Genomic DNA, 11,389 nt, shown 5'->3' with positions numbered 1-11,389 from the left:
ACGAGCCTCATGCTCTGGCTCAACCACGATCCACAAAACAGGCCCTAGAGGGATCGCAACTCACGCTCCCCGCGAAGGGCACGTTCGTGCGCGGGCCGGGTCGCTCATCACCCCTAGAGGGATCGCACCGCTGCACCGTCAGCACAGCCAGGTCGACCGAGGACAGGTCGCTTATCACCCTAGAGGGATCGCAAAAACGGGGCGTTGTGGATGATCAGCTTCGGCAGGGGTGGCTCATCACCCCCAGAGGGATCGCAACCTGCCCTCGGCATCGAGGACACGTCACTGAGAGAGACGTCGCTCATCACCCCAGAGGGATTTCAACGCGACACGCAGCGCCGACACGACAATGCTCTGGTGATGTCGCTCATCGCCCCTAGAGGGATCGCAACGGCTTGGGGCCGCGACCGGTCTTAGCCAGCGCCTTACGCTGTGGCTCATCACCTCTGGAGGGATCGCAACGTCAGGTGCCCCTGCGGATCGAGGTCGATCAGGAGTTGCTCATTACCCCTGGAGGGATCGCGAGCCGTCCACCGCGGCGCGGTCCAGGACGGCTGGAGGCCGTCCGGTCGCTGATCACGGCCACCATCGAGCACCTGGGGGTGTTCGGTGGGCTTCGATGAGGCCGTTGTGTTCGCAGGAGATGGTCCCTGGCCCCTGTCCGGCTGCTTGTTGTGGTGCTGATGGGCCGTGATGCTGGCGGGGAGGTTTCTGCTCAGGAGGAGCGGACATCTTCCCGTCGTCTACCGGTGCGTCTGTGGCAGTGGGGGAGCCATTGGGTCGCCGACAGCTGGGGGCGCTGGGCGCCGCCGTGGTTGTGATGCTGGTCGTCTCGCTGGTCGGGGCATGCGGCGGGGAGCGCCGCGCACGGCTCGCGACCACACCGTTGCCGATGCAGCCGAGCGGGCTTGCCGTCGGCGGGGACGTCCAGGCGCACGCCACCGTGGCCGCCCAGGTGCGCCTCACCCCGGAGCAGGTACGGCAGATCGCCGACGCCTGTCGCGCGACGACCGATCTTCCGCAGGTCGGTGACGAGTGCGCGAAGGAGGTCAACGATAAGTTCCGGCGGAACAAGGGGATGCCCTGCCGGTCGAAGCAGGACGCGTGCCTGACGGCCAAGACGGTGGCGGCGCCGACCAAGCCGCAGGACGATGAGGGCTCTGACGTTGCCGGATACATCCAGCTCACCGCCCCGGAGTGCGGCGACAACGTCTGCCTGCGCGTCGGTGTGGTCGAACCCAAGGTGTTCACCGAGATCGTCGAGCCGGCGCGGCACACCACCGTGTCCCCGGAATCGGAGGGGCCGACCGCGCCGCCGACGCCGGGGACCTCGACTCCGGGGACGGTGACGACCACTTCGACGCCCAGCCCCACCGAGGAGAGCCCCACCGAGACGGAAGAGCCTCGGCCGACCCCGGTCCCCGATGAAAGCCCTTGAGCGGTGCTCGGCGACGAGAGCGACCTGTCCGCCAATCTCCGTGGATTGGGTCCGTTCCTCGGTTTCGTCATGCGGGTGCTGGCGTCCGCCGGCGTCCTGACAGCGGTGCTGTACTACTTCGGGTACACCCGCGCGGAGGCGCTGTACGGCTACTTCGGTGTGAACCTGGGCAGCCTCGGGTACACGACGACGGATTACCTCGTGCACAGCGCCGGACCGCTGTTCGCCCCGCTGACGGTGGTTCTGATCGCCGGGGTGGTGGCGATCATCGCCCACCATGTCCTCGTACTTCTGCTCGACCGCCTGTCTCCGAAGTGGCGGCGCGTCGTCTGCACCGGCCTTGTGATCGGTGCGCTCGTCCTGCTCGCCATCGGTGCGATCGGACTGCAGCACCGGGCGCGGGTGCTGGCCGGCCCGATCTTTTCGCCGGTGGCGTTGGGCGTCGGCGCGCTGCTGCTCATCTACGCGACGGAGAACGCGTGGATTCGCGCGAACCTGCCTGACCAGTTCACGGCCGCCTCCACCCGCCCCGTGCGTCGGGGCCTGCTCGTCGGGCTTGCGCTGATCGCCGCTTTCTGGGCGACGGCCGGTGAGGCGCAGCGGCAGGGGGAGCGGGAAGCGCAAGCGATCGAGATGTCGCTGTTGGTCCGTCAGCCGAAGGCGATCGTGTTCAGCCGTGAGCGCCTGCAGATCGGGGCACCGGGTGTCCGAATGGTGCGGCTCGCCGGCGGTGAGGAATCGGCGTACGCGTTCCGCTACGACGGCCTGCACACTCTCGCCCATACGCGGGGACGATGGTTCCTGCTTCCCTCTGGCTGGAGGCGAGGCAACGGAACGGCGGTGATTCTGCTCCGGGACTACCGCGACGACATCAGAGTGGACCTGGCGCCTTAAGGCTCCGTGACGTCCCGTGTGCGCCTCAGCCCTCGGGGAAGGCGGACGGCTTCCTTCCCGTCGAGCATGTCGCCGGTCAGCAGGTAGTAGCGCGCTTTGGCCAGGCCTGCCAGCAGCGGCCAGATGATGGCCGCGTGGTCCCCGGCGGCCACGCCCAGCCGTACGCGGCCGTCGCCGAGTTCAGGGAGGAGTAACCGGTGCAGGCTTTCCGCGACTCTCTGAACTGCGGGGTTGCGCAACTGGCGGGTCGCTGCAGAATCGGCGATGGAACAATGTCGATTTGGCGGCGTGAGCTGGGACTTTACTCTCGGATCGCTCATCACCACTAGAGGGATCGCAACATGTCAGCGGCCGGGACGCCGTGGCCCGTGCGGGCAGCGATCGTTCTCACCCTTAGAGGGACGCCACCGGTCGCAGGCCATGCAGTGGTTGGCCAACCTGTGATGCTTGTCAGCCTGGAGGGAGCGCAACGCCAACAGCAGGTCCAACGGAATGATGGTGCGCCGGTCGCTCATCACCTCTGACGTGCGCACCCAGACCCGCTATCTGTCGACGCCGATCGTCCATGGCATTGGCGCTCGCTTGCCTCGGCCGTTCTCCGCCGAGTACTCGTGATCCTTTGGATGCGGGTTTCGCGGCCCGTCCACATCACCACTGCCCCGCGCGGTGGCTTGCGACCTTTGCGGGAGCCCAGTAGTCCCGCCATGCGCGGGGATCGACGGGAGCCCATCCGGTAGGTAGCCGCCTCCGACAAGGCATCCCGGGGTATCACCTCTGGAATGGCCCGGCAGCCTCCCGCGTACGTCCGGGAGCGCTCGAAAGTGTCTGTCCTGCACCAGCGCCGCACCTGCAGTCCCGTGCCGGGCGAGCATGGAAGTCGGATCTGCGGCAGTCGGGATGCGACGGCGAGTAGGGGAGTGACAGCCGCTGCGGGCCGTCCATGTTCAGGTGCGACGACTCTCCGTTCTTGAGGGGAACGGTTTCCTGATTTTGATCTTCTCTGGAGCTGGCGCATCTAACAGCCCGGGCATTCAGCTGGATTGTGACGCGCTTGTACGGTCCAAAGGGATCCGAGCTGTCCAGAGTGAAGCGTGACCTCGTTGGGGTGTCGCCGCTGTCACCCCGTCAGCAGAAGTCTTCCCTGTGCTGTACTCGGCGCCACACCAGGTCTGCCGACATACGTACTGATCACCAGGCATGAGGATCTTCGTCCAGCGCGGCGCGGTCCGCTCCTGGGCGTAGGGACGCCCCGCGGACACCGGCCTTGCGGTGAGCGGAGGCAATGTTCGCTGGTACGGGAGCTCGGTGCGACGCTCTGATCGGTGATGTGAGAGTGAGTGGAGAACAGCTCACCAGCCGTGTTCCGGGGCAGTGACCCGGCTCCGCAGAGCGGGCAGCCCGGTGGGAGCAGCAGAAGAACAGTGCGATCGATCAATGATTTTCGGACAGTGTCGCTGACTTTTGCGGCTAACCGAATATCCGACTGCTATCGGATGGGCAGACCCATCGGAATCATCAATGTAAACGATCACGTAAACCGACTGGATGGTGTCGATATCGTCGGGTAGCATCCAGGCGAAGAGGCGCTATGACTTGTGATGAGAAACGTATGTGACGCGGGTATGCGGCCCGGGAGCGTTCAAGATCGTGGATCTCGTGCTGGTGAACAGCCCTATCCATGACTACAGTCGTTACCCGAGGTACGAGTCGTCCTACTCGACACCGGTCGGGCTGCTGTACGTGGCCACCTCGGCTCGCAACGCGGGATTTGATGCGAGCATCCTCGACGCGGAACACCGGCAACTGGCACCCGCCGAAATCGCCGCCGAGATAAATTCGATGAGCCCCCGGGTCGCGGGATTCAACACTTTCTCGATCAACTTCGCGATCGTCGAGCGCATCACCGAGCTGATCGATCCGCATATCAGAATCGTCATCGGCGGCCCGCACGTATCGAATATGCCCGCCGGCCACTTCGGCGCGCGGCTGAGACGAGCCCAGATCATGGTTCGCGGCGACGGCGAATCGACGATCGTCGACATCCTGCGGGAGAGGCACCCGAGCACCATTCCCGGCATCTACTTCCGCGACGCCCTCGGCATGACGGTCGCCACCGCGCCCGCGGCGGACATCTCCCTCGACGAGCTCCCGATCCCCGACCGGACGATGCTGCCGACCGAGCCCTACTGGCGGGACGGGCGCCGATGGATGGACATCTCCATCAGTCGGGGATGTGTCTTCACCTGCAAGTTCTGTGCCGGAAGTTGCCGGAGCAACGGCACGACCTATCGACGGCGGTCAGCCGAATCGGTGGTGGCCGAGATTCACCATTTGATATCGAACCACCAGGTGCAGGGCATCCAGATCGTGGACGACCTCCCGTTCAACGGCCGGGCACAGCTCCTCGACTTCTTGGATCTGCTGGAGAAGGAACGGATCTCATTGTCCTGGGAGCTGAACTTTCCCTTGCAGTTCTTGCGGAAACTCTCTGCGGTCGACATTGCCCGCATGAAGGCTCTGGGGGTCTCCCGAGTTTCCTTCGGAATCGAGTCCGGCTCCCTTCAGACCCGGCGTGTGATGGGCAAATTCGCCAAAGAGGAGGAGCTCTTCCAGGTGGTCAGAACCCTTGCGGAGTGCGAGATATCCGCGAAGGGGTATTTCGTCATCGGATTTCCTGGCGAATCGCAACTCGACATGGAGTTGACCATCGACCTGGCCAGGCGCCTGCATGCGGTCGGCGGATCCTTCTTCAGACCGCGAATCTTCATGTTCAAGCCTATGCCCGGGTCGGCGCTCTGGCAGAGCCTGCTGGCCGCGGGCCACAGCATGGACGAGCTTCTCGACTATGCGGACTTCGAACTTGAGCGGACGTACTACAACAAACACGCATGGGGGACGAACAGAAAATACGCCCTCGTGCCGCCGAACGTCATACAGGAAATGATCAATGACTTCTACACCTCCATCGGAGAGCAGGACTGAACGGCGCGGTCGCAGACCCGTGACCTATCTGCTGCACGCGCGCCCGAGGCTGCTCTATCACTTGGGGCATCTGAAGATGCTCAACACCCTTTATCGGATACTCGTCGATGGGAACAACGTCGTCCTGCTGTTGATTCCGTATGACGAACACGACAGCCGGAATCGCACGCTAAGGGCTCGACAGCAGGAAGAGATCGAGCTGACCCGGGGCTTCTATCGCAATTACCTCGGATTCGACGCGCCCAAGCTCAAAGTCGTCAGCACTCTGGAGTTGGACCTCGCCAAACGGCGGATGGAGGAGATCCAAGCCGTATACTTCAGGCTATACACCGAGGGAGTCCCCTCGGTGAAGCGGCTCATCGATGAGCAGAACAGGTCCTGGGCGTCACCCAACATCCTTTTCGTGCCGAAGTGCATCGCCGCCATCGAGCTGCTCGCGCCGGACCAGCTCATCTGCGGGGAGAAGCACCGCGTCATCGCCGAGTGCTTCGACGAGGTCCTGAAGGAGCTGGGACACCGTATTCCGTTCTCCACCTTCGAGGACTTTCCTGATCTGTTCATGGGGCTGGGAATGGACACCCTGGACAGCAAGGAGCGGATCATCGACATCAACGACAACGCCGACTTCTTGCTGCACAAACTGGCCCAGCTCCGCGAGATGCCGGATCAGAAGAGCGCATGGATGCGCAAGTTCATCGAGCACATCCTGGAGCCCGCCCCAGAGCGGGTCAAGTCGGACATCAGCCGGGTCCACCGCTCCGCGGCGGAGCAGGAGATGGCGCTGACCAAGCTGCTGGCCAACGTTCGAGCGCTGATCCCGTACTCCCTCGACCAGGGAGAGGAGGGCGTGCAGGTGCGGTGGGGCAGCATCATCGGCGCCGGCTACTCCGAGCTGACCCGCCTGCGCATCGAGCGCATGGCGCGACAACTCTTCCGGGACGGCAACTGCAGGGCTGTCTCGCTGCACCGCTTCATCCCCGCGGGCAAGTCCGGGTCCACAGTGCTCGAGGTCCGCGAGCATGAGCATTTGAACGATCTGAGGATCTCCAACGTATCAATACTCAAGGTGGGATCCGAACACGAGCTGCGGCAGGAGTATGAGAACTATAAGAAACTGGTGAAAGACCGCGGTACGGCGGCTTTTATGACCATCAAAAAGTTCCGGGTGACAGCTGACGGTATGGCCGGAATCATCTACCAGGACGCACATCATCACCTCGGCCTCAGGAGGCAGGAGAGGATAGAGAACATCGCCGACCTTTTCCGGCCTGTTCAATACGATCCGGAACGGGCTCGAGAGATCTTGGGGCGCCTGATGGTCACGCACCTCCACGAGGTGCTTTACAAGCACGGAACCACCGTCGACGCCGACAGCATCCGCAGTTTCATCAATGAGTTCCTGCCGGCCGAGTACGTCGTCGAGGTCTCCGGATATGACCCTCGGGGTTCGACTGCGATATCGACCAAGAGCGACGGCAGGTTCGCGAGCCGCGAGGTCGAGATATCAGAGGTCGATCTCCGGAGACGCGTGTTGCGCGCCTACACCGTTGCCGAGCATGCGAAGATCGACATATTCCTCGGTGATCGTAACGAGATTCTCCTGAATGAGGCGGCTCCGGGGCGGCGGCTCTGGATAGAAGGCAAGATCCTGACGAGTCGGCGCGACTCCTACAACTCATTGCTGGGCAGGCTCGGCGTCGTGCGCCGTGAACGGACGCTGGAAATCGAGGGGATACAGCTCAGTGATCCCACAATGCAGATGGAGGAGGAGCTCGACCGGGAGCACTACTTGTTCACGCTCTCGCCCATACACGGCGACCTGCATGCGGAAAACGTGCTGTTCGGGGCCGACGGTTTCGGAATCATCGACTTCGGAAAGATGAGGGAGCGCTTCCCCGCGCTCTATGACATCGCCTATCTGTATGCCGACCTCAAGACCCGGTTCGTGGTGAACCGCTACGACATCGCGACTCTGGAGCGAGTAGAGCGGGCGCTGGTCGCGGGAACCCGGCCGTGGCGGCGCAGGGACCGGGTGGCGGTTCGCGATTTGTCCTTTTTTGAGCATAGTTTCCTGCCGCAAGAGATAAAGCAGCACGGCAGGGAAGAGACATTCTACTGGCTCCTAGGAATGATCTTGTTGGGCCGTCTCAAGTTCGATGTTCCAGGAGCAGAGAAAAGGGTAGGATTGGTTCTGGCGCACTATGCATTCAAGAGGATGGGGCGGGGCGAATGAAGATGGGGACAACGGAGAGAAAACTCTTTGTCTGCTATGCCCTGGAAGGTGAGCCGCTCGAGGAGTTGCAGGAGCGGCTGGAACTGATCAGTATGGGGGCACAAGACGCCGGTTTCAAGACATATGCCCACATTCGCGATGCGCAGGGGTGGCGGCTCAACGGGACCCCCGTGAAAGAAGTGCTGGAAGCGGCGTTCGCGGAAATCCGGAATGCGGACGCGGTTCTGTTGGATCTGACCAGCAGCTCTGGTAGGAGTCGTCGAGTCGGCCTGAACATCGAGGCGGGTTATGCCAAGGCACTGGGAAAGCCGATCCTTGCGCTGTGGCGTGAGCCGGACCGGCCGAACAAGACCACCGATCTCGCGGATCACGAGAGATCCTACGAGCATATGGATCAGATCAGGAGGCTCACGGGCGAGTTGCTCTCCGAGATCAACGTACCGTCCGTGACCACGGTCTGAGAGGCCGCGCCGCACGTCGGTGCCGCGAGAGGCCCAGGAATGTGCCAAGGGACACAATGCGGCGGGGCGGCGGCTGAGACGATGGCTGCGGAGAGGTTGGTGGACTCGATGCGGGCCTGGCCGGAGCGACGAAGCGTCCGTATCTCTATTGCGGCACTGGTGCGCATCAAGGACGACGACAGGCATGTTCTGGTGCACTCGTTGAGCCGTCCCGGCTCGTACGGTCCTCCCGGAGGGGTGTACAAGTATTTCACTCCGGCGATCGGCATACTGGAGGATCTGGGCTTCCGTCCGGACCGGGCGGATTCGCTCGTCGGCGATATGCGCGCCGATCTCCGCGGCTTCCTGCCGGTTTCGTCGCTGCGGGGATTCCTGCGGTGGTTTGCGACCGGAGCCTATCGGGAGGACTTCGTCGAATGTCTGCGGCGGGAACTCGCTGAGGAGCTCGCCGAGGTGGATCTTGGGCGCCTGGCGCCCGTAACGAGCGAACTCGTCTTTACTCATGTGAGAACAGTTGTTGAGGGGCCACAGCCCGTTCCTGGCAGGTCGTTTCTGCAACTGCGTCGTTATGAGGTTTATGATTTGGTCGCCACCGGTGAGATCGCTGATCGATTTCGTTGGCAGCTCATCGAGGCCGGCCAGGACGATGCCGTTACCGGGGTGATATGCGCGACCACGGAGCAGATCCGACACGGCCGGATCGGCCCAGCGCTCATCGGCGGCCACTCGGCTTATCTCATAGATACTCGGCGGATTCACCCGGATCTGCCCATGGTCCGGTGATGCGCGTTCGCGACCCGGATTTTCGAGCCGTCCGTGTCAGTGGCACGCGGTTCTCGGGTCATTCATTGATGCCTCGTGATGTGGGCGAGGAGGCGTCATGGAGTCAGGCGAGCCGGCGCTGCTGGCAGGTCCGTACACCAAAGCACGAGTCGAGTTGCGCACCGTTCGGGGATGGCGGGATCGGCTGAGGTTCGTTCGGGTTGGACAGGTGTACGTGGGGCTACCGCCAGCGAGGGCGGTCGAGGAGTCGGGCGCTATCGACCGTCAGGCCGTGAGCGAGTCTCTCGCAGCCGTCAGTCTTGTCGAACTCTGTTTCACGGTGGAGCTCGAACCCTTATCCGGGCGATCTCATTACGTCGGTCTGTTCGTGCGCATGTGCTTTAATGATCGACGTGTTTCCGTGCTGAGGGTGGATGCGAGGACCGCAGATGGCGGCATGTCCTCGACTCGTGGGAGCACACCCACGACTGACGGGGAACGGCTCGGCGGAGAACCGCTGGCGGTCATCACGGAGCCACAACGCGCCCACGCTGCCGGTATCTATTTCGAGGCGCCTGGCACGCGTGACTCGCTCCCGAGAGAATATGCGATCAACGTCACTGCAGAAGTTCCGAGTTCCATCTCGCAACTCAAGGGAACGTTGCGGGTGGACGGCTCTGCCGTGCGCCGTCTCATACGCTCCAAAATCGTGCACGGGCATGGCCCGCCCGTCCAGTTCTCTGTGCCGCTGCAGAACATGCCGATCGAGAGGAGGCCCGCGGTACCGCTGGGTCATGGCGGCGACGCACAAGTGAAACGTGCGGACTGTGCAGGAGTACGGCTGTGCTTCGCCGCCGACATTGAACGCTTCAGCCGGTTTCGGACGCCCGAGGCGGTTCGTGCCCAGGAGCGGTTCGTTCGTCTGCTCGCCGAAGCCCGCTGCCACGCCGGCGTGGACGAGTCCGGCTTGGAGCTTGAAAAGTCCGGGGACGGCCAATTCGTCATCCTCCCCGCCGGCCTTGACGAGGCAGTGGTCATCCCGCGTCTCATCGAAGGGCTGCGCGACGGATTGGCCCGCATCAACGCCGATCTCAGTGAACGAGCCCGGCTTCGCATCCGGGCCGCCCTGCACCGAGGTCACGTGCAGTGGGGAGTGAACGGATGGGTGGGGGAGTCCACGATCGTCACACGCCGGCTGCTCGATTCACGGATGGCGCGTCAGGCCCTCAACGATCGGCCGAAAGCCGACCTGGCCCTCATCGTCTCAGACACCTTATACCGCGACGTCATTGCTCACGGATACGGCAACCTGGCGCCTACGAGCTTTCATCGGGTAATCGCCGAAGTGCCGGAAAAGAACTTCGGCGAGCCCGCCTGGATCTACACCGCGCCAGAATGACCAGGACCCCGACGGCCCGGCCGGGCCGCATCGAGCTGGGACAGCGCACGGGAACCGCGCGGCGCGATTTCGGAGGGATTCGTCGCGGGCGCGGTGGGTGCAAGATCCCTTCAAAGCGGCTTCTGGCTGAACGGAGCGAGGGCGGCGACCGGCCCGGACGGCGCAGGGAAGCGGCGGGTAGAAGGCATGCGTCAGCCCTCGGGGAAGGCGGACGGGAAGCGCGGCTCGCGCTTTTCGCGCAGGGCGGCCAGGCCTTCGCGTACGTCCGGGCCCATGAAGGTGAGCATCTCGTACGCGGCGGACTGGTCGAAGATCGGGCCCGCGCTCCGCAGCCAGTTGTTGAGGGCGCGGCGGGTCAACTGGATCGCCTGCTGCGGCCCGGTGGCCAGGACGTCGGCCACGCGCAGGGCCTCCTCGAGCACCTGTTCGCGCGGCACCGCGCGGCTGACCAGGCCGATGCGCTCGGCCTCCCTGCCGTCGAGCATCTCGCCGGTCAGCAGGTAGTAGCGGGCCTTGGCCAGGCCCGCCAGCAGCGGCCAGATGATGGCCGCGTGGTCCCCGGCGGCCACGCCCAGCCGCACGTGGCCGTCGCCGAGCCGGGCGTCCTCGGCGCAGATGGAGATGTCGGCCAGCAGCGCCACGACCAGCCCCGCGCCGACCGCCACCCCGTTGATCGCCGACACGATCGGCTTGGCGCAGTCGACCATGGTGTAGACCAGGTCGCTCATCTCGGTGAGCATGTGCGACACCCGGTCGTGGTCGCCCGCCATCCGGTCGACCATGTCGAGGTCGCCGCCCGCGGAGAACGCCTTGCCCGCGCCGGTCACCACGGCCACCCTGACGTCGGGGTCGGCCGACACGTCCTTCCACACGCGCGCCATCTCGGTGTGCATGCGCTCGTCGGCCGCGTTGTACTTCTCGGGACGGTCGAGCGTGATGAGCAGCACGCCGTGCTCGCGCCGTTCGAACCGCAGCCGCTCGTAGTCGGACCAGGCCATCCGGTGGGCTCCTCAGCTTGACGGGCGCGCCCGGCGGCGCCGGGGCGCCGGTGCGCGTACGGACTGACGGTGCGGCCCGGGGGAGCACCGGGCGCCAGGCCGAAGCGGCCGCGACGCCGTGCCGAAGGGGTCGGTGACGGTGTGCGGGCCTTGACGCAGGCGGCTCAGAGCCTGCGGGGTGGCGGACGCCGTGTCCCGGTCCTCCGCTCCATGACGCACGCG

The 11,389-nt window shown here is 64.3% G+C and carries 9 protein-coding genes; 7 read left to right on the top strand and 2 right to left on the bottom strand.

Annotation, left to right across the window (positions count from 1 at the left end; genetic code table 11):
* Window positions 1-820 precede the first annotated feature (820 nt).
* The gene (locus tag AR3_RS09235; RefSeq protein WP_146150202.1) at window positions 821-1,438 is read left to right on the top strand and encodes a hypothetical protein; all 618 of its coding nucleotides are present in this window, start codon (window positions 821-823) and stop codon (window positions 1,436-1,438) included.
* 3 nt (window positions 1,439-1,441) lie between these two features.
* Window positions 1,442-2,332, top strand: coding sequence for a hypothetical protein (locus tag AR3_RS09230; RefSeq protein ID WP_067911516.1), 891 nt, complete (start codon window positions 1,442-1,444; stop codon window positions 2,330-2,332).
* Here AR3_RS09230 and AR3_RS31675 read toward each other — a convergent pair.
* Entirely contained in the window at window positions 2,329-2,652 is a 324-nt protein-coding gene (locus AR3_RS31675; RefSeq protein ID WP_217998502.1) for a hypothetical protein, read from the bottom strand. The genes AR3_RS09230 and AR3_RS31675 overlap by 4 nt on opposite strands.
* A 1,327-nt stretch (window positions 2,653-3,979) precedes the next feature.
* Between AR3_RS31675 and AR3_RS09225 the strand changes: the two genes are divergently transcribed.
* The 5 genes from AR3_RS09225 to AR3_RS09205 all read left to right on the top strand — a co-directional run bounded on the left by AR3_RS09225 (window position 3,980) and on the right by AR3_RS09205 (window position 10,169).
* Entirely contained in the window at window positions 3,980-5,314 is a 1,335-nt protein-coding gene (locus AR3_RS09225) for a B12-binding domain-containing radical SAM protein (protein WP_169803801.1), read from the top strand.
* Window positions 5,315-5,333: 19 nt separating this feature from the next.
* Window positions 5,334-7,547, top strand: coding sequence for a phosphotransferase (locus tag AR3_RS09220; protein ID WP_067911510.1), 2,214 nt, complete (start codon window positions 5,334-5,336; stop codon window positions 7,545-7,547).
* Entirely contained in the window at window positions 7,544-8,008 is a 465-nt protein-coding gene (locus tag AR3_RS09215) for a nucleoside 2-deoxyribosyltransferase (RefSeq protein WP_067911507.1), read from the top strand. Before AR3_RS09220 ends, AR3_RS09215 begins: the two co-directional genes overlap by 4 nt.
* Window positions 8,009-8,047: 39 nt before the next feature.
* Window positions 8,048-8,791, top strand: a complete 744-nt coding sequence (locus AR3_RS09210) for an SMODS-associated NUDIX domain-containing protein (protein WP_313819621.1) — start codon at window positions 8,048-8,050, stop codon at window positions 8,789-8,791.
* 271 nt (window positions 8,792-9,062) lie between these two features.
* On the top strand, window positions 9,063-10,169 hold the full coding sequence (locus AR3_RS09205; RefSeq protein ID WP_146150199.1) for a hypothetical protein: 1,107 nt from the start codon (window positions 9,063-9,065) through the stop codon (window positions 10,167-10,169).
* Window positions 10,170-10,360: 191 nt separating this feature from the next.
* On the opposite strand, the gene AR3_RS09200 is transcribed toward AR3_RS09205, so the two are convergent.
* Window positions 10,361-11,167 carry an enoyl-CoA hydratase/isomerase family protein gene (locus AR3_RS09200; RefSeq protein WP_067911498.1) on the bottom strand — a complete coding sequence of 269 codons (807 nt, stop codon included), beginning with the start codon at window positions 11,165-11,167 and terminating at the stop codon, window positions 10,361-10,363.
* Window positions 11,168-11,389 lie beyond the last annotated feature (222 nt).

The sequence above is a fragment of the Actinomadura rubrobrunea NBRC 15275 genome (assembly GCF_001552235.1).
Taxonomy (GTDB): domain Bacteria; phylum Actinomycetota; class Actinomycetes; order Streptosporangiales; family Streptosporangiaceae; genus Spirillospora; species Spirillospora viridilutea.
This window is presented reverse-complemented; position numbering and strand designations above follow the sequence as displayed.

What these genes read in the sequence shown, in the direction of transcription:
- AR3_RS09235 (WP_146150202.1), top strand. Translation starts at nt 821, where the DNA reads ATGCTGGTCGTCTCGCTGGTCGGGGCATGCGGCGGGGAGCGCCGCGCA.
- AR3_RS31675 (WP_217998502.1), bottom strand. Translation starts at nt 2,652, where the DNA reads ATGAGCGATCCGAGAGTAAAGTCCCAGCTCACGCCGCCAAATCGACAT.
- AR3_RS09200 (WP_067911498.1), bottom strand. Translation starts at nt 11,167, where the DNA reads ATGGCCTGGTCCGACTACGAGCGGCTGCGGTTCGAACGGCGCGAGCAC.
- AR3_RS09210 (WP_313819621.1), top strand. Translation starts at nt 8,048, where the DNA reads ATGTGCCAAGGGACACAATGCGGCGGGGCGGCGGCTGAGACGATGGCT.
- AR3_RS09215 (WP_067911507.1), top strand. Translation starts at nt 7,544, where the DNA reads ATGAAGATGGGGACAACGGAGAGAAAACTCTTTGTCTGCTATGCCCTG.